The organism is Actinomadura sp. NPDC000600 (genome assembly GCF_040492135.1).
In the GTDB taxonomy this organism is placed as follows: domain Bacteria; phylum Actinomycetota; class Actinomycetes; order Streptosporangiales; family Streptosporangiaceae; genus Spirillospora.
Genome location: NZ_JBEUPD010000045.1, coordinates 17,889 through 36,447 on the forward strand (window position 1 = coordinate 17,889; position 18,559 = coordinate 36,447).

15 protein-coding genes are annotated in these 18,559 nt (G+C 75.6%); 11 read left to right on the forward strand and 4 right to left on the reverse strand.

What is annotated here, in order from left to right; all coding sequences use genetic code 11:
- Positions 1-167: 167 nt before the first annotated feature.
- From ABWI07_RS38560 to ABWI07_RS38570, 3 genes are all read right to left on the reverse strand, one after another.
- Positions 168-4,772 carry an FtsK/SpoIIIE domain-containing protein gene (locus tag ABWI07_RS38560; RefSeq protein ID WP_353821562.1) on the reverse strand — a complete coding sequence of 1,535 codons (4,605 nt, stop codon included), beginning with the start codon at positions 4,770-4,772 and terminating at the stop codon, positions 168-170.
- 38 nt (positions 4,773-4,810) lie between these two features.
- Positions 4,811-5,752, reverse strand: coding sequence for an NAD-dependent epimerase/dehydratase family protein (locus ABWI07_RS38565; protein ID WP_353821563.1), 942 nt, complete (start codon positions 5,750-5,752; stop codon positions 4,811-4,813).
- Between the two features lie 112 nt (positions 5,753-5,864).
- Positions 5,865-6,338: an SRPBCC domain-containing protein gene (locus tag ABWI07_RS38570; RefSeq protein ID WP_149259070.1), complete on the reverse strand. Its 474-nt coding sequence runs from the start codon at positions 6,336-6,338 to the stop codon at positions 5,865-5,867.
- A gap of 156 nt (positions 6,339-6,494) precedes the next feature.
- Between ABWI07_RS38570 and ABWI07_RS38575 the strand changes: the two genes are divergently transcribed.
- The 11 genes from ABWI07_RS38575 (at position 6,495) to ABWI07_RS38625 (ending at position 17,330) form a co-directional block, all read left to right on the forward strand.
- A complete protein-coding gene (locus ABWI07_RS38575) occupies positions 6,495-7,223 on the forward strand; it encodes a TetR/AcrR family transcriptional regulator (RefSeq protein WP_353821564.1) in 729 nt (242 codons plus the stop codon).
- 227 nt (positions 7,224-7,450) lie between these two features.
- Complete coding sequence (locus tag ABWI07_RS38580; RefSeq protein WP_353821565.1) at positions 7,451-8,350, forward strand: CpaB family protein; 900 nt, start codon at positions 7,451-7,453, stop codon at positions 8,348-8,350.
- 2 nt (positions 8,351-8,352) lie between these two features.
- Positions 8,353-9,321, forward strand: coding sequence for a hypothetical protein (locus ABWI07_RS38585; protein ID WP_353821566.1), 969 nt, complete (start codon positions 8,353-8,355; stop codon positions 9,319-9,321).
- Positions 9,322-10,623, forward strand: a complete 1,302-nt coding sequence (locus tag ABWI07_RS38590; protein WP_149259073.1) for a TadA family conjugal transfer-associated ATPase — start codon at positions 9,322-9,324, stop codon at positions 10,621-10,623.
- Positions 10,624-10,642: 19 nt separating this feature from the next.
- On the forward strand, positions 10,643-11,581 hold the full coding sequence (locus ABWI07_RS38595) for a type II secretion system F family protein (RefSeq protein ID WP_353821567.1): 939 nt from the start codon (positions 10,643-10,645) through the stop codon (positions 11,579-11,581).
- Positions 11,578-12,495 carry a type II secretion system F family protein gene (locus tag ABWI07_RS38600; protein ID WP_353821568.1) on the forward strand — a complete coding sequence of 306 codons (918 nt, stop codon included), beginning with the start codon at positions 11,578-11,580 and terminating at the stop codon, positions 12,493-12,495. Before ABWI07_RS38595 ends, ABWI07_RS38600 begins: the two co-directional genes overlap by 4 nt.
- A gap of 70 nt (positions 12,496-12,565) precedes the next feature.
- On the forward strand, positions 12,566-12,787 hold the full coding sequence (locus ABWI07_RS38605) for a Flp family type IVb pilin (protein WP_089314798.1): 222 nt from the start codon (positions 12,566-12,568) through the stop codon (positions 12,785-12,787).
- 5 nt (positions 12,788-12,792) lie between these two features.
- Positions 12,793-13,230: a TadE/TadG family type IV pilus assembly protein gene (locus tag ABWI07_RS38610; RefSeq protein WP_235036752.1), complete on the forward strand. Its 438-nt coding sequence runs from the start codon at positions 12,793-12,795 to the stop codon at positions 13,228-13,230.
- Between the two features lie 41 nt (positions 13,231-13,271).
- Positions 13,272-13,688, forward strand: coding sequence for a TadE/TadG family type IV pilus assembly protein (locus tag ABWI07_RS38615; RefSeq protein ID WP_149259075.1), 417 nt, complete (start codon positions 13,272-13,274; stop codon positions 13,686-13,688).
- The gene (locus ABWI07_RS38620) at positions 13,685-14,143 is read left to right on the forward strand and encodes a TadE/TadG family type IV pilus assembly protein (RefSeq protein WP_235036753.1); all 459 of its coding nucleotides are present in this window, start codon (positions 13,685-13,687) and stop codon (positions 14,141-14,143) included. The genes ABWI07_RS38615 and ABWI07_RS38620 overlap by 4 nt, the downstream gene beginning before the upstream one ends.
- Before the next feature lie 64 nt (positions 14,144-14,207).
- Positions 14,208-17,330 (forward strand): BTAD domain-containing putative transcriptional regulator, encoded by a 3,123-nt coding sequence (locus ABWI07_RS38625; protein WP_353821569.1) that lies wholly within the window; start codon positions 14,208-14,210, stop codon positions 17,328-17,330.
- A 10-nt stretch (positions 17,331-17,340) separates the two neighbouring features.
- On the opposite strand, the gene ABWI07_RS38630 is transcribed toward ABWI07_RS38625, so the two are convergent.
- The gene (locus tag ABWI07_RS38630) at positions 17,341-18,522 is read right to left on the reverse strand and encodes a YncE family protein (RefSeq protein WP_353821570.1); all 1,182 of its coding nucleotides are present in this window, start codon (positions 18,520-18,522) and stop codon (positions 17,341-17,343) included.
- Between the last annotated feature and the right edge of the window lie 37 nt (positions 18,523-18,559).

The following is an 18,559-nucleotide window of genomic DNA, read 5'->3' on the forward strand; positions in this document are numbered from 1 at the left end:
CCTCCCGCGAGCCGCGGGTCCCGGCCCATCCCCCCGAGGCCGGGACCCGCCTCTTTTTTCGGACCTTTTGGCGCGCTGCGCGCCCGGCTCTGCGCCCCAGGCTCTGCGCGTCGCCTCTCGCGTCCGGTGGTGTCGCGCTCGCCGCTCGCGGCTGGGGGTCAGTCGGGTCAGGGTGCGGTGGCGTCGGTGCCGACCGGTGGGGGGAGGGCCACCTGGATCCGGGTGGTGACACCTGCGGCGACGAACAGGCCGCGGCCGGTGGGGCCGCCCAGCGGCGCGTTGCGGGGCAGGCGGAGGCCGAACAGGTCGCCGTCGTCCGGCGAGTCCACCGACAGCAGCACCCCGGAGCGGGAGCGGCGGGTGTCGGACAGGAAGCCCCGGTAACCGCGGCCCAGATCGTCGGTGGTGCCGCCGATGACGACGGCGTGCTCCCCGTCGCGGGCCGTGCGCAGGACGGCGCTCAGGGCGTCGTCCAGTTCCGTCTCGTCCAGCAGTTCGGCGTCGTCCACGACCACGGCGTAGCGGTGCTCGTCGCCGATCGCGCGTTCAAGGTCGTCGGCGTCGGAGTCGGACGTCAGCACCCCGAGCACGCCGGGCCGGCCCGCCAGCAGCCGCAGCGGGGAGCGGCGCGGCGTCACCAGGACGACCGGGACCAGCCCGCCGCCGACCGCGGGGTCGAGCAGCGAGTGGACGACCGTCCGCAGCGTCGTCGAGCGGCCCGAGCGGGGCGGTCCCGCGACGGCGAACCCCGGGCCCTCGTTGAGCAGGTCGATCCCGACGGGGGCGAGCGTGTCGCCGCCGACGCCGACCAGCGCCCACAGCGCCGACGGGGCGAGGAACTCCGGGTCGAGCGACATCGCCTCCCGGTAGGTGACGCGGACGGGCAGCTCGTCCACGTGCAGCGGGCCCCGGCGGCGCGGCAGCCGGCCGTAGCGGGACACGCAGGTCCGGGCGATCTCCTGGAGGGCCGCGACCTGGGCCGCGCCGGACGCGTCGTCCCCGAGGACCGCGATCTGCGACTCGCGGGGCGGCGCGCCCGGCCCCGCCGGTTCGAGGGCGCGGCCGGGCGGCATCTCGGCGGGGATCTGCTTGTCCTGCAGGCCGCCGTAGCCGTAGTCGTTCGGGTCGGCCATGCGGAGGATGAGGCGGCGGTCGAAGACGGTGGAGACCTGGCCGCCGAGGCCGGAGCGGTCGCCGGTGAACACGGCGCGCAGGCCGGCCGCGGCCCCCTCGCGCAGCAGCCGGACGACCTGGTCCACGAGGCGCCCGTAGTCGTAGTGCTCGAACGCGCCGAGGAAGCCCTCCCAGCGGTCGAGCAGCAGGACCATCCACGGGAGGCGGTCGGTGGCGGCGACGGCGGCGCGCTGCTCGGCCACGGAGGAGAACCCCGCCTCGGCGAGCACCTGCTGGCGGCGGGCGACCTCGGCGGTGAGCGCGGTGAGGAGCCGCTCGCAGCGGTCGAGCTGGTCGCGGGTCACGACGGCGCCGCAGTGCGGCAGGGAGACCAGCGGGAGCAGCGCGTTCGCGCCGCAGTCGATCGCGTAGAGGTGGGCGTCGTAGGGGGAGCAGGCGCCCGCCAGCGACCCGGCGATCGTGCGCAGCGCCGTGGACCGGCCCGACTGCGCCGACCCGGCGATGTAGAGGTGGCCGCCCGCGGTGAGGTCGAGCGTCAGCTCCTCGCGGGACTGGACGGCGGGCAGGTCCGTGACGCCGAACGGGATCGGCGGGACGTCCACGACGGAGCCGCCCGCGGCGGTGCGGGGCGCCAGCGAGACCCGCTCGGGCAGCGGGCTCAGCCACGGCGAGGGCTGCCGCGCGATCCCGGCGCGGCGCGCGGCCTCGTCGGCGGCCTGGACGAGGACGCCGAGGTCGGTGGCGAGCACCGCGTCGTCGGCGGCCTCGCGCGGCCCGGGCAGCGGGTGGCCGAGGCCCTGCCAGGGGAGCGGGTGGACGGTCGGGCCGGCCGAGCCGGTTCCGGCCCCGGGGCGGCGGCCCCCGATCCGCGCCGACTGCACGGCCTGCGGCGCCGCGGCCCCGGAGCGGACGTAGCAGCGCCCGGGGGCGGCCTTGGAGATCTGCGCCGCGTCCGGCGAGTCGAGGACGTCGGCGGACTCGTCCGGGTCCGTGACGCGCAGCGCGATGCGCAGGTTGGTGTTGGCGCGGATGTCGGCGGTCACGACCCCGGCGGGACGCTGCGTGGCGAGGATGAGGTGGACGCCGAGGGACCGGCCCCGGCGGCCGATGTCGACCAGCCCGGCGACGAAGTCGGGCAACTCGGTGACCATGGCGGCGAACTCGTCGATGACCAGGACGAGCCGCGGCATGGCCGCCAGCCCCGGATCGGACGGGCGCAGGTCGTTGTAGTCGTCGATGTCCTTGGCGCCCGCGCCGAGGAGGATCTCCTCGCGGCGGCGGAGCTCGGCGGCGAGCGACTCCAGGGCGCGTTCGGTGGCGTGGCCGTCCAGGTCGGTGACCATGCCGACGGTGTGGGGGAGGTTCGCGCAGTCCTTGAACGCGGCGCCGCCCTTGTAGTCGATGAGGACGAACGTCATCTCGTCGGGGCGGTTCGCCGCGGCGAGCGACGCGATCAGGGTCTGGAGGAGCTCCGACTTGCCCGCGCCCGTGGTCCCGGCGATGAGGCCGTGGGGGCCGTCCGCGCGCAGGTCGATCTCGTAGCGGCCGCCCGAGGCTAGGCCGATGGGGACGCGGGTCGTCCGCCCGCCCGTCCTGTTCCACGACTGGAGGATGTGCTCGGCCGTGGGCTCCGGCATGTCGAGGACGTCCAGGAGCCGGACGTCGGCGGGGAGTGAGTCCTCGGCGTCCTCGCGGGAGACGTCCCGGACGGGGGCCAGAGCGCGCGCCACCCGGTCGGTCCAGGTCGCGGACACCTGGTCGGCCAGGACGGGGCCGACGGCGTCCAGGCCCTGCCCTCGGAGCAGGAGCGTCGAGTGCCGGTGCGTGTCCCATGCGGCGACGACGCTGCACTCCTCGGGGAGCATGCGTTCCTCGTCGTCCACGCAGATGGCGTAGAGCCCGTACTCGGCGCCGCGCGACAGCAGCATCGGCATGCCCGGTATGCGGCGCAGCGCGCGTGCGCCGTCCAGGACGATCAGGATGTTGTACGGCACGGCGTCGGCCGCCCGCGCGCCCTGCCCGAAGAACGACGACTCGGCCTGCGCCGCCCGCCGCCGCTCGGTGACCCGGATCGCCAGTTCGGTGACGCGGTGCGCCGCCGACTCGGGGTCGGTGCCGACGAGGGCCACGCAGTCCTCGCCCTCGCGCGGCGCGCAGTGCGGCAGCCAGCGCACCCAGTTCCACTCGTCGCCGGCGTCCTGGTCGGCGGACAGCACGACGATGGCCAGGTCGCGGGGGCTGTGCAGGGCGGCGGCCTGCGCGACCATCCAGCGGGCCAGGGCACGGGACGCGTGCCGGGGACCGGTCAGCCCGACGACGCCGAGCTCGGTGAGCGGCAGCGCCACCGGGACCTGCCGGGCCGCCGGGACCCGGATCGCGTCGCCCGCGTGGGAGGTCGGGCCCTCGCGTCCCGCGGGCTCGGCTCCGGCGGTCGGCACGGCGCTTCCGGTGGACACGGCGTTTCCGGTGGACACGGCGTTTCCGGTGGACACGGCGTTTCCGGCCGGCGCGGCGTCCCCGGTCAGTTCGATGCGGGCGGGCAGGTCGGCGAGGCCCAGCCGCAGGTGGAGGACGTCGGGGTCGTCGCGGCGGCGCTCCCACAAGCGGCGCCGCGGTCCGGTCGCGGTCAGCAGCACCTCGGCGGGGTCGGGGTGCAGCGCGCGGCGCTCGGCCTCGTCCTCGCGCCGCAGCCGCTCCAGCTCGCCGTCGAACTCGCCCGCCTTCTGGTGGTACTCCTTCAGCGACCGCTTGTAGGACTTGCGGCCGTGCATCCGGTCGCCGAGCCACTCGCCGAGCGTCATCACGGGCCAGGCCAGCGCGAACAGCGCCCACCACCACTGGCCGAGCCCGAACGCCATGGCGAGCCCGAACGCCGAGAACAGCAGCGCGCCGAAGAGCCGGAGCCGCTCGCGCGGGTTGCGCTCGGGACGCTTCGGGACCTCCAGCGTCCGCGTCCGCAGCGGCCGGTTCAGCCGCGGCGGCCGGTTGAACGCGAGGCCGCCCTCCGGCATCGGCTCCAGGTGGGTGTCGGGGGCGGCGCACGGCGCGAGGGTCAGCACGCTGGCCCCCACCGTCAGCAGCGCGCCCATCGGCCACACCGTCTTCGCGCCCAGGGGCGTCCCGTCCAGGACGGCGGCCCCCTGCATCGTCATGGCGGACGCCTCGACCTGGACGGACGTGCGCCCGACCGTGAGCCGCAGGGACCGGGCCGGGACGGACGGGTCGTCCAGCACCACGTCGACGCCGGTCCCGGACCCGATCGTGCTGACGCCGAGCCCCAGCCGGTGCACGGACCCGGCCGCCGGGCCGCCGGCGACGCGGACCTCGACCAGCCCGGTCGGTTCGGTGAGCACGGTCGCGGCGGCGCCGCGCCGCTCGACCGCCACGACGGCGCCGTCCCGCAGCTCCTTCACCGCGAGCGCCTGCGGGTCGAGCATGCGGCCGTCCATCCAGAGCGCCTTGCGCGCGCCCCTGGACCGCAGCGCGTCCTTGGAGAAGCGCGGCGCGGGGACGGCCGGGCGGCCCTCCAGCGTGGCGGCGAGCGTCTGGGCGACCCCGTCCACGGTGGCCTCGGAGTCGACGTTCAGCACGACGTCGCGGGGGCCTCCGCCGGTCAGCGCCGTGAACGAGATCCGCATCCGAGCCCTCCGACGTCCTCGGGACAACCGGGCCTAGCTTAATTACCCGCCCCCTCCGCCATCCGGGAAGCGGCCACGACCGCCTTCAGAGCGTCGTCCATCGGCGTCGGGGCCATCCCGAAAGCCGACTCGAACGCCGAAGAGTCCAGCACATACGGCTTGTCGAACTGGTACCGGGTCTCCCGCAGCTCCTTGGCCATGGGCGAGAAGAACCCGGCCGCGTGGAAGACCGCGCGCGGCACCTCGTAGATGCGCGGCGCGGGCGCCCCGGCGATCTCGCACAGCCGCTCGCCGACCTCCCGCGTGGACACCGCGGGGCCGGTGGGGATGTGCCAGGGCCGCCCCCAGGCGCGCTCGTCGGTCCCGGCGATGGCGAGGGCCTGCGCGACGTCCGGCAGGTACGTCCAGGCGTGCGGGACGGACGGGTCGCTGAAGTACGGGACGCGCTTGCCCGCCAGCAGCGGCTTCACGAACCGCGCCTCGCCGATGTAGGCCTGGTCGGTGCTGCCCGGCCCGTAGTAGTCGGATCCGCGCAGTTCGGTGGCCCTGACCCGGCCCGCCTTGTGCGCGGCCAGGGCGTCCCGCCACATCTTCGCCCGGACGCGTCCCTTGGTGCCGGTCGCGGCGAGCGGCAGGTCCTCGGTCATCGGCCCGTCGACCGGGCCGTACCCGTACAGGCAGCTCAGGGTGACGAGGGCGGCCCCGGTGTCCTCGGCGGCGCCGAGGAAGGACGCGGCCATCGGCGGCCAGTCCTGCACCCACCTGTGGTACCGCGGGTTGACGCAGTTGTAGAGGGCGTCGGCGCCCTTGGCGACCCGGGTTAGGTGCTCCCGGTCGGCGACGTCGGCCGCGACCCGCTCGACCCCCTCCGGTCCCGATCCCGAACGCGTCACGACGACGACGTCGTGGCCCCGTCCGGTCAGCAGTTCGGCGAGGTGCGTGCCGACCTGCCCGGCTCCGACGATCACGTGCTTGCCCATGGTGTTCTCCTGACGCTGGTGTGCTGCGGTTCTGTGCTCTGCGGTGTTCGTGCTCGGCCCGTTCTCAGGGGCCCGTGCTCAGGGGCCCGTGCTCAGGGGCCCGTGCTCTGGCTCAGGCGGAGCCCTCGATGTGGCTCTTCAGGGCGGCGAGGCGCTTCTCGTGGCCCGCGCGGAGCTTGGGCTCCCCGTAGATCAGCCGGATCAGGGGGCCGCTCAGGGACTCCTCCGTGGTCACGCGGGTCCGGCCGCCCTCCTCGGCCAGGACGAGGCGGTCCACGGCCCGGTAGACGGCCAGGAAGGTGCCCGTCCAGCTGAGCTCCCGGCCCGGGTCGACCACGGCGAAGCGGGACCGCAGGGGCGTGCCGGCCTGGCTCCAGCGGAACTCCTTGCCCGGCTCGACGGCGTCCAGCGCGCGCAGCCGGAAGTCGGGCGACCAGGTCTCCCAGCCGCGCAGGTCGGCGAGGACCTCCCAGACCAGCGCGGCCGGCGCGTCGATCAGGACGCTGGAGGCGCTGGTGACGGGCGCGGCCTCGTCGATGCGTCCGCGCAGTGCGTAGTCGTCGTGCAGGGTGGCGAGGCTCGGCATGGTCACTCCTTGGTCAGTGCTCCGTTTCGAGAGCAATGCTCTCCTTCGAGAGCAGTGTTGTCAAGAGCAGTGCTCTCGAATTAGCGCGGCGCTCTGCTAACCTCCCGGAGACGAGAGCGGACCGGGGCGCGCGACCGCCCCGGAGGGGAGGCGGGCATGAGCACGGGGCGGACGGCGCGCGAACGGGTCCGGGCGGAGCTGGTCCGGGAGATCACCGAGATCGCGAGGCGGCAGCTCGCCACCGAGGGCGCCGCGGGGCTGTCGCTGCGCGCGGTCGCCCGCGAGATGGGCATGGTGTCGTCGGCGATCTACCGGTACTTCCCGAGCCGCGACGACCTGCTGACCGCGCTGATCATCGACGGCTACAACGCCGTCGGCGAGGCCGTCGAGCGCGCCGACGCGAAGACCCTGGCCGACGCGAAGACCGGGGCCGATGCCGAGGCCGGGTACGCCGGGCGCTGGCTCGCCGTGTGCCGGGCCGTCCGGGAGTGGGCTCTGGCGCACCCGCACGAGTACGCGCTGCTCTACGGCTCGCCGGTGCCCGGCTACAAGGCCCCCGAGGACACCATCGCCGCCGCCGTGCGCGACACCCTCGTCATGTCGCGGATCGTCTCCGAGGCGCACGCGGCCGGGGCGCTCGACCCCGCCGGGCCGTGCCCGCCGGCGCCGCCCGCCATCGCCGAGGACATGGCCCGCGCCCGCGCGATGCTCCCCCTGGACGTCCCCGACGACGTCATCGCACGGGCCTTCACCGCGTGGGCCGCTTTGTACGGGACGGTCAGTTTCGAATTGTTCGGCCAGTACAACAACGTGATCGAGGAACGGGCCGCCTATTTCGACCACACGGCGGCTCTGCTCGGACGCCTCATCGGCCTGCAACCGTGACCCGGCGGGGCCTGCGGGCCGCCCGGAGCGGGGGTCAGTGACAGATGTGACTGGTGGTAAGTAGCCATGTGATCCGTGAATTCGCAGGTCATCGCCCTCCACTCGGATATGGAGGGGCTCGGCTCCACCGAATCCATTGACGTGGCCTCGCCGCCCCCGCGAGCATGGATCGCCCGATGACGCGGACTCCGGTGGGACGGGGCCGGCGTCCGGGCGGGAAGGAGCGCGTGAGCAGCGCGATGAAGTCCAACCAGTCGACCATCTCCGGCGGCGGCGCGGCGGGCTCGTCCGGCGGGACGGCGGGGCTCGGCCGGTCGGGGCTCGGCACCTCGGGAGGGCAGCGGCTCCCGGCGTCCCCGCGCGAGCGCAAGCCGGCGCTCGCCGCCCTCGCGGTGCTGCTGATCCTCGGCGGCGCCCTCGCCAGCGCCTACCTCGTGATGGCGAGCGGCGAGCGGGTCTCGGCGATCCGGATCGCGCAGCCGGTGGCGGCCGGGCAGCGGATCCCGGCGAGCGCCCTCGAGGAGGTGCAGATCGGCGACACCGGCATCCAGTACCTCAAGTGGTCCGAGCGGGCGAAGGTGAGCCAGTACTTCGCGGCCGTGCCGCTGGTGAAGGGCGCGCTGCTGACCAACTCCATGATCAGCCCGGCCGACGCCCCGGCCAGCGGCCGGCTCGTCGTCGGGCTCGCGCTCAAGCCGGGCCAGATGCCCTCCGGCGACGTCACCCGCGGCGCGCACGTCACCCTGTTCGCGGTCGGCGGCGGCACGGGCGGCGGGCCGCGCCCCGGGACCGTCCTCGCGCGGGACGCGGTCGTCCTGAACGTGGGGAGCGGGGACGCCGGCGGCCCGACGCGGCTGCGGTCCGAGCAGACGAGCGTCGACGTCGCCGTCCTCCCGGCGGACGCGGCGCGGGTGACGCAGGCGGCCTCCGCCGGGACGGTCGCGCTCGCCCTGATCCCGCCCGGCACGAACGCCTCCGTGCCGCCCGCGCCGGAGGGGGACGGCGGCGGTTCGGGCGTCCAGCCCGTCCCGGGATCCGGCACCCCCGGCCCGGGCGCGGGCGGCGGCACCCCGGGCCCGGGCGGTACTCCGGGTCCAGGCGGGACACCAGGCACGGGCGGGGACTGACGGTGGCACTCATCGCGCTCGCGGCCGACAAGGGGGCGCCGGGCGTCACGACCGCGGCGGTCGCGCTCGGCGCCGTGTGGCCGCGTCCCGTGCTCGTCGCCGAATGCGACCAGGCCGGCGGCGACCTCGTCTACCGGCTCCCGGCCGCCCAGCCGGACGGCGACGCCGACGGCGGCATGCTCAACCCCTCGCGCGGCCTGCTCAGCCTCGCCGCCACGGCCCGCCGCGGGCTGCGCCCCGACCAGGTCGCCGAGCACTGCCAGCGGCTCGTCGGCGGCCTCGACGTGCTCGTCGGCGTCACCAACGCCGAGCAGGCCCAGGCGATGACGTGGCTGTGGGGGCCGCTCGGCCGGGCGTTCGCCGGCCTCGCCCCCGTCGACGTGATCGCCGACTGCGGGCGGCTCGGCGCGGCCGGCCCGCTGATCGACCTGATGCACGAGGCCGACCTCGTCGTCCTGCTCACCAGGGCCACCCTGGAGCAGGTCGCCCACCTTCGCGAACGCGTCGCCGCGCTGACCGCGGAGCTGCGCGGCGGGCCGCCGGTCGGGGTGCTGGTGCTCGCCGACCCGCGCGACTTCCGCGGCTCCATCGCCGAGGTCGACCGGATCCTCGCGGGCGTCCGCGGCCGCGCCGCCGACGCCGCGCAGGGGCCCCCGCCTCCGGACGTCAGCGTCCTCGGCGGCCTGGCCCTCGACCCGAAGGGCGCCGACCTGCTGTCGGGGAGCTGGGGCGGCCGGCTGGACCGCTCGCTGCTGATCCGCTCGGCGCGCGAGGTCGCGGCCGACCTCGTCGGACGCCTCCCCGCCGCGCCGCCCGGACCGCAGCCCGCCCGGCAGGACGTCCCGCCTGCGCCGCGGCAGGCCGAGCAGCCGCCGCAGGCCCGGCAGCCACCACAGCAGGGGCCGCAACAGGCGCAGCAGCAGGGGCCGCACGTGCCCGCAGGCGGCGGGCACGAGGAAGGGAGGCGCTAGATGGACCACGCACTCGTCAAGCGCCTCCGCCAGGAGGTCGGCGACCGGCTGGCCCGGCAGCGCCGGCTGGACGCCGCCAACGGGCTGCCGCCGATGTCCGGCGAGGACGAGCGGCAGTTCGCCCGCGCGCTGATCGGCCAGGTGCTGGAGGAGTTCGCGCGCGGCGAGATCACCTCCGGGCGCCGGCCGCCGAACGCCGAAGAGGAGGAGGCCCTCGCCGCCGGGGTGCACGCGGCGCTGTTCGGCGTCGGCCGGCTCCAGCCGCTGCTGGAGGACCCCGAGATCGAGAACATCGACGTCAACGGCTGCGACCGCGTGTTCATCGGCTACGCCGACGGCCGCGAGGCGATGGGCGAGCCGGTCGCCGAGAGCGACGAGGAGCTGGTCGAGCTGATCCAGATCCTCGCCGCCTACAGCGGGCTGTCCTCGCGCCCGTTCGACACCGCGAACCCGCAGCTCGACCTGCGGCTCCCGGACGGGTCGCGGCTGTCGGCGGTGATGGACGTGACCGTCCGCCCCGCGCTGTCGATCCGCCGCGCCCGCCTCGGCAAGGTGTTCCTCGCCGACCTGGTCGGCAACGGCACGTTCACGCAGGAGCTCGGGCAGTTCTTCCGCGCCGCCGTGCACGCCCGCAAGAACATCATGATCGCCGGGGCGACGAACGCGGGGAAGACGACCCTCCTGCGCGCCGTCGCCAACGAGATCCCGCCGCACGAGCGGCTCATCACCGTCGAACGCGCCCTCGAACTCGGCCTCGACGCGTTCCCCGAGCTGCACCCGAACTGCGTGGCGTTCGAGCAGCGGCTGCCGAACTCCGAGGGCCAGGGCGCGATATCGATGGCCGAGCTGGTCCGCCGGTCGCTGCGGATGAACCCGTCCCGGGTGATCGTCGGCGAGGTGCTCGGCGACGAGATCGTCACGATGCTGAACGCGATGACGCAGGGCAACGACGGGTCGCTGTCCACGATCCACGCCAACTCCTCGGCCGAGGTGTTCAACCGCGTCGCCACCTACGCGATCCAGTCGGAGGAGCGGCTGCCGGTCGAGGCGACCCACATGCTGATCGCGGGCGCGATCGACTTCGTCGTGTTCATCGAGAAGCGCAACGACTACGCCTCCGGCGGCCGGCTGCGCCGCTACGTGGCCAGCGTCCGGGAGGTCACCGGCGTGGACGGGCGCGTCCTGTCCTCGGAGGTGTTCGCGCTCGGGCCGGCCGGCTACGCCGTCCCCGCGGCGCCGATCGCCTGCATCGCCGACCTCGCCGAGCACGGGTACGACCCGTCCGCCGGGGGTGTCTGGTGACGCGCGGGGGAGGTGGGTGATGTACGCGCCGGACGTGCTGCTCGCAGTCCTGACCGGCGCCGCGGTCGGCGGCGGCGTCCTGCTGCTGGTCGTCGCGCTGCGCGGGCTGCCGCCGAGCCGCCGGCCCGCCAGGGGCCGCAGCCGCGAGGACCTGGTCCGCACCCTCACCACCCGCACCGCCCTCGCCGTCATCATCGGCACCGTCGTGCTGATCGTGACGCGCTGGCCGATCGCCGCCGCCGGCACCGGCGCGCTCGTCCTCGCCTGGAACGGCCTGGCGGGCGGCGCCGCCGAGGAGCGCAGGGGCATGGCGCGCCTGGAGGCCCTCGCCGCCTGGACCGAGTCGCTGCGCGACACCATCGCCGGCGCCGTCGGGCTGGAGCAGGCCATCCCCGCCTCTCAGCGCGCCGCTGCACCCGCCCTCCAGCAGCCGCTGCGCCACCTGGTCGACCGGCTGCACACCCGCGTCCCGATGCCCGAGGCGCTCCGCCGGTTCGCCGACGACCTGGACGACCCGTCCGCCGACCTGGTGATCGCCGCCCTCATCCTGAACGCCAAGCTGCGCGGCCCCGGCCTGCGCGACATGCTCAGCGCCCTCGCGAACTCGGCCCGCGCCGAGCTGGACATGCGGCGCCGCGTGGAGGCCGACCGCCGCGCGACCCGGCGCAGCGTCCGGATCGTCGTCGCCGTCTCCGTCGGGACGGCCCTGGCGCTCGCCGTGTTCAACCACTCCTACGTCGAGCCGTACGACGACGTGCTCGGGCAGCTCGTCCTGTGCATCGTCGTCGCCCTGTACGGCGCCGCGTTCCTGTGGCTTCGCCGCCTGTCGCGGTACGAGCTGCCCGGCCGGTTCCTCAGCGAGCCGCGCAGGGCCGCGCAGCCGGGCGTGCCCGCCGAGGTGCCGAGCACCGTCGCGGGCTGGCAGGGCCGCGCCGCCGAGGGCGGTGGCGCCCCGTGAACGCCGCGATGCTCGCCGGCGCCGTCGTCGGCCTCGGCCTGTACGTGCTGGTCCGGGCGCTGTTCCCGCCGCGTCCCGGCCTCGCCGCGCGGATGGCCGCGCTGGACGCCGCCCGCCGCCGCGACCTGGAGGCGCAGCGGGCCGGGACGGCGTCGCCGACGCTGGAGCGGGTCGGCGGGACCCGCGCGAAGATCGGCCGGGAGCTGGCGCGGTTCTGCGAGTCGCGCGGCTGGCGGCTGCGGTCCGTCCGCGCCGACCTCGCGATCACCGAGCGGTCGCTGGAGGCGTTCCTCGCGACGAAGTTCCTGCTGCCCGCCGCCGCGCTGCTGTTCATCCCGCTGATCGTCGCCTACTTCGCGCTGCTCGGGCTCGGCTCGTCCGTCGCCGTCCCGGTGTGGATCTGCGTGCTGTTCGCCGCCCTGTTCTTCTTCTTCCCCGACATGCAGCTCCGGCAGGAGGCGCAGGCGCGCCGGCAGGACTTCCGGCACGTCGTCGGCGCCTTCCTCGACCTGGTCTCGATGAACCTCGCGGGCGGCCGCGGCGTCCCCGAGGCGCTGATGACCGCGTCGAACGTCGGCGAGGGCTGGGCCATGCACCGCATCCGGGACGCCCTGTCCAACGCCCGCATCACCGGCCAGACCCCGTGGCAGGCGCTCGGCGGGCTCGGCGAGGAGCTCGACATCGCCGAGCTGCGCGACCTCGCCGGGGCGCTCGCGCTCGTCTCCGACGACGGCGCCCAGGTCCGCAAGTCCCTCGCCGCCCGCGCCGCGTCGATGCGCAGCCGCGAGCTGTCGGAGCTGGAGGGCAAGGCGGGCGAGCGCTCCCAGTCGATGCTGATCGCGCAGCTGTTCCTGTGCGCCGGCTTCCTGATCTTCCTCGCCTATCCGGCCCTGATGCGGGTGCTCGCCTCATGACCGCGACCCCGACGACCCCGGACCGCACACCGCGAACCGTCCCCGCCGTACGCCCCCTGGAGGTGTCACGATGAGTCCGCTCAACCCCCTGAACGACCCGGCCGTCGTCTACTTGCGCGCCCTGCTCGGCACCCGCCTGGCGCGGCTGCGAGACGAGGAGGAGCGCTGCCGGGGCGCGTCCGCGATCGAGTGGGCGATCATCACCGCGATCCTCGCGCTGATCGCGATCACGATCGGGGCGGTGATCCAGAAGAAGATCCAGGACAAGGCCAACAGCATCAACACGGGCTGACCGCCGTGCGGCCCCGGGAACCCGACGTCTCCTCCGACGCGGGCGCTTCGTCGATGGAGTGGGCGCTGCTCACCCCCGTCCTCATCCTGATGATGCTCGTCGCGGTGCAGTTCGCCATGGTCTTCCACGCCCGGCACGTCGCGCTGGCGGCGGCGCAGTCGGGCGCCCGTGTCGCCCGCACGTCGCCGGTCGGCGGCGGCTGGGAGGGCGCGGCGACCGCCAAGGCGGCCGGCAGCGTGCGCGAGATCGGCCCCGACCTGCTCAGCGGACTCCAGGTCCGGGCGGGGGAGGACGACGACGAGCGCTGGGTCGAGGTCAGCGGCGAGGCGGTCCAGGTCGTCCCGTTCATGACGTTCCACGTGTCGCAGCGTTCGCAGGGCCCGATCGAGTGCTTCCGCCCCGACGTCGGCTCCGGGACGGCCTGCCAGCGGGGAGCCGGATGATGAGGGCCCGCGCTCCGCGTCCGTGCGCCGACGGAGGCTCCATGTCCCTGGAGATGGTCCTCGTCACGCCCATCTTCGTCGCGTTCCTGCTGTTCCTCGCCGGCGCCGGACGGATGGTCGACGCCAAGAGCCAGGTGGACGGCGCCGCCCGGGACGCCGCCCGCGCCGCGTCCATCGCCCGCAGCGCGGGGTCCGCGCAGAGCCTCGCCGCCGAGACGGCGTCCGCCGGGCTGCGCGGCACCGCCTGGTGCTCGGGCGGCCCCACCGTGCAGACCGACGTGTCCCGCTGGGGGCCGGGCGGCAGCGTCGGCGTGACCATCACCTGCGACGTCGACCTCGGCGACCTCGCGTTCATCGGGCTGCCCGGCAGCAAGCGTCTCCAGGGCCGCGCGATCGCCCCCGTCGACACCTTCACCTACCGCGGAACCGACGGCGACCAGCCGGAGGACGCGCCATGACGACACCACCCGAGCCGAGCAGGACACACGCCGTGGGCGACCGGGGCACGATCGCGATGTACACGGTGCTGTTCACGCCGATCGTCATCCTGCTGGCGGGGCTGCTCGTGGACGGCGGGCTCGCCATCCACGCCCGGCAGCGCGCCGCGGACATGGCCGAGCAGGCCGCCCGCGCCGGGGCGAACCAGATCGACACCGACGCGCTGCGCGAGACCGGCGAACCCGTCCTCGACCCGGGCCGGGCCCGGGCGGCGGCGTGCGACCTGATCGCCTCCTACAGCGACCAGGTCACCGGGTCCCAGTGCGACGCCGACGAGCAGGAGGTCGCGGTCAGCGTGCGGATCAGCGTCCGGCCGCAGCTGCTCGGGATCATCCCGGGCTTCGGCGAGTTCGAGATGACCTCCAGCGCGACCGCCCGCCCCGTCACGGGCGGACCGGGAGGAATCAACCCGTGAGCATCAGCGAGAACGCATCTACGATGAGGACGACGTCCGGAGACCGGCGAACGGCAGGGGCGCGATGGTGACGCGGCAGGGGCGCAGGACACCCGTCCGGGTGAGCAGGCACCGCAGCACGGGCGACGTACTGGCCGGGATCGGGGCGCTCGTCGCGCTCACCGCGCTGCTGGCCGGCGTACCGCTCGCGCTGCTCACGATCTTCGGTTCGCCGCTGCCGGACCATGTGCCGTCCGCGTCCGACCTCACGCACAAGGTGGGCCCCGGCTCGCTCATCGCGATCCTCGTCGTGCTGGTGTGGCTGGCCTGGATCCAGCTCGCGGCGTGCGTGGTCGTCGAGGTGTACGCGGGGATCCGCGGCGTCGGCGTCCCCGCGCGGGTTCCGCTCGCGGGCGGGACGCAGTCGCTCGTGCACCGGCTCGTCGTGGCCGCGCTGCTGCTGTTCACCGCCACCACCTCGATCATGCCGGCGCTGGCCGGCGGGCTGTCCCAGCGGCCGCCCGTGGTGCAGATGCAGATGCAGGTGCAGCCGCAGGCGCAGGAGTTCCACCAGGTTCCGGAAGCGCCGGAGCGTCCCGCCGCCGTTCCCGTCGCCGCCGTGGAGGACCTCGCCGAGCACCCGACGGAGAAGGCCGCCACCACCAAGATCTACCGGGTGCACCCGCCGGACGGACGGCACCACGAGTCCCTCTGGGAGATCGCCGAGAAGTGCCTCGGCGAGGGCCGCCGCTACAAGGAGATCTACTCCCTGAACAAGGGGCACATCCAGCCGGACGGGACGCGGCTGACGATCGCGAGCCTCATCCGCCCCGGCTGGATCCTGGAGATGCCCGCGGACGCCAAGCACGCGCAGGTCATCCCCGCCAAGGACCTCCACGACTACTTCCGGCACGGGCACGCCGTCCCCGACGCGCCCGCGAAGCCGCGGAACCCGGCCCCGCCCGCGACGCCGAAGCCGACCCCGCCCGCGCAGCAGACGCCGCCGCAGCAGCAGACCCCGCCGACGCACGAGGCGCCGCCCACTCAGCCGCCCGCCTCCCAGGCGCCGCCGACCGCTCCGCAGCCCTCGGTCTCGCAGGCCCCGCCGACCGCCCCCCAGCCCTCGGTCTCGCAGGCGCCGCCGACCGCTCCCCAGCCCTCGGTCTCGCAGAGCCCGGCGCCCAAGCCCAGCCATGAGCAGGCGCCCGCGCCGGAGAAGTCCGAGACCGCGCGGCCGCCCGCGCACGGCGGCGGGCCGTCCGGCGAGATGGGCGGCCACGCGGGCAGCGGCGGCGCCGAGGTCCCCGGCCACGGCTCGGAGCACGAGGACGGCGGCGGCGCGTTCGACGTCGGCTGGCCGCACGGCCTCGCGGCGGCGTCGCTGCTCGCCGCCGGGCTGCTCGGCGCGCTCGGCCGGCGGCGCCGCACCCAGATGTGGAACCGCGCGTTCGGGCACATGATCGTCCGGCCGCGGGGGGAGGCCGCCGAGGCGGAGCGGGCGCTGCGGATCGGCGCCGACGACGACGCGGCGCGGCTGCTCGACCTCGGCCTGCGGCACATGTCCAAGTCGATGGCGGCGGGCGGGCGCGCCCTGCCGACCATCTACGGCGTGCACCTCGGGCACAGCAGCCTCGACCTGTGGATCGCGCCCGCCGACCGGAACCCGCCCGCCCCCTGGCAGGCGTTCGACGACGGGCAGGTCTGGCGGCTGAACGCCGACGCGCTGCCCGCCCTGGAGGCGTCCGACCTCGCGGACGTCCTCGCCCCCTACCCCGGCCTGGTCTCGATCGGCACGAACGACAACGGCCGCATCCTCGTCGACCTGGAGGCCGCGCACGGGCTCATCGCCCTGCGCGGGCCCGAGGACACCCGCCGCGCCGTGCTGTCGGCGGTCGCGCTGGAGCTGGCGACCAACCGCTGGTCCGACCACATGCGGATCACGCTCGTCGGGTTCGACGCCGAGCTCGGCGAGGGCTTGGCGGAGATCGCCCCGGACCGCGTCCGGTCCGTCCCGACGCTCGCGGACGCGCTGCCCGAGCTGGAGGGGCGCAGCGAGGAGGTGCGGCAGGCGCTCGCGGCGTCCGGCGTCGACTCGGTGCTCACCGGACGCTGCCGCGGCGTGTTCGGCGAGGCGTGGATGCCGCACTACCTGATCATGGCGGACCAGCCGCCGGAGTGGGAGGCCGACCGGCTCGTCGCGCTGGCCCGCACCGGCACCCGGATGGCCGCCGGCTACCTGGTGCCCGGCGACGTGCAGGGCGCCACCTGGACGTGGGACGTCGACGCCGCCGGGCGCCTGCAGGCCGGCGTGCTCGGCTTCGACGTCGAGGCGCAGCTCGTCGGGGACGACGACTACCGGGGCGTGTTCGAGCTGTTCCGGACGTCCGCGCGGCTGGCGCCGGTGGAACTGCCGGGCCTCGCCGGCGGTGACGAGCCGCCGACCGCGCAGGAGTCGTCGGTGGAGGTCCGGCTGCTCGGCCCGATCGAGGTCGAGGCGCCGGGGCCGATGGACGAGAGCCGCCGCGAGCTGTGCACGGAGCTGCTGGTGTACCTGGCGGCGCACCCGGAGGGCGTCCACCCGACGGTGCTGTCCGGCGCGATCTGGCCGCGCGGCGCCAGCGCCGGGGTCCGCGACGCGTGCGTGGCGCGCGTGTCGGACTGGCTCGGCCGGGACGCGCGCGGCCGCCCCAACCTGTACTACGACGACCGGGGCCGGATCCGGCTCGGCTCCGAGGTCCGCGTCGACCTGAACGTGTTCCGCTGGCTGGTGTGGCGGTCGGCGGCCGAGCCCGCGTCCGAGACCGCGTACATGGCGTACGCGCTCGACCTCGTCCGCGGCCCGCTCCTCGCCGACCGGCCGCGCGGCCGGTACGCCTGGCTCGCCGACCACGACCTGGAGTACGAGGCGCCCGCGCGGGTCATCGACGTCGCGCACCGGCTCGTCGTGCTGCGGCTGGAGGAGGGCGACCCGCGCGGCGCGGTGAGCGCGGCCCGCGCCGGGCTGCGGCTCGCTCCCGAGGACGAGGGCCTGTGGCGCGACCTGCTCCGCGCCACCCACGCGACCGGCGACGTGGCGCAGGTCCAGGTGGTGGTGGACGAGCTGCGCGGCCGCGTCGGCCGGGACCCGATGTTCGACCGGCTCCAGCCCGAGACGGAGGCGCTCGTCGAGGAACTGCTCCCCGACTGGCACCACGTCGGCTCGCACTAGGGGCGCCGCGCTAGCGGTACAGGCCGGTGCCGCCCAGCGAGTAGCGGCCGGGCTGCGGATGCACGCACAGCCCCGACGGGCGTCCCGGCACCCTGAGGGACTGGAGCACGCGCCCGTTGCGGGTCGAGAGGGCGTAGACGAACCCGGCGGGGTCGGCGAGCCACAGCGACCTCCCGTCCGAGGAGACCCCGCCCGGTACCGCCGAGCGGCCGGGCAGCGGCCAGCGGGACGCGATCCGCCGCGAGCCGAACTCGACGGCGGTGACGGCGCCGCGGCCGACGACGAAGAGCCGGCGCGCGTCCCGGCTGATCGCGAGGCCCCGCGCGCCGGGCCCCGTCCGGACGAACCCCAGCAGGGTGAAGTGCCGGGCGTCGACCAGCCACACCCCGCCGTGGCGGGCGTCCGCCACGTAGAAGGCGGACCCGTCGGGGGACAGCCGCAGGTCGCCGGGCCGCGCCCCCGCGGGCAGCCGGATGGTGCCGGAGACGGCGCGGCTCGGGAGGTGGACGCGGACGAGCACGCCGGCGGCGGTGCACGTCGCCACGAGGGACGCCTCGTCCGGGGTGAAGTCGGCGTGGCCCGCCGCGCAGGGCATGGGCGTCGACGCCCGCGGTGCCATCGTGCGCGGGTCGCGCAGGTCGATCCGCTCCGGGTGGCGCGCGAGGACCAGCGCGTCGCGCCCGTCGGGCGAGAAGTAGAGCCCGGTCGGCGCGGTCACCCCGACCGGGCGGCCCCGCCTCCCGCTGCGCGGCCCGAGCGGGACGAGCAGGCCGTGCGCGCGGTCGGTGGCCCACAGCCGCCGCAGGTCCCAGGAGGGTGCCACCCGCCACGCCGCCGCCCCCGTGTGGAACCGGCCGACGATCCGGAGCCCGGCGGGGTCGAGGACGTCGATGTAGGGGCCGTTCGGCACGTACAGCCGCGGCGGCACCCCCCGCGCGGCCGGTGCGAGCATGCCGGGGCCGGTGGCCGCGTAGACGCGCCCGCCCGCGGGCGCGACCGGCACCCCGCCGGACGGCCCGGACTCGGACGCGCGCGGAGCGGGGGCGCCGGGACGCGCCGGCAGGTACGGCGTCGGCCCGCCGAGCCCGACCACCGGGTCGTCCGGGGAGCCGTCCCCGGGCTGGTAGAAGGGGACGGGCGACTCGCATCCCGCCAGGCAGGTCAGCGCGAGCGCCGCGGCGAGCGGGAGCACGGCGGCCCGTGATCGTCGCCTGTGCTGTCGACTGTGT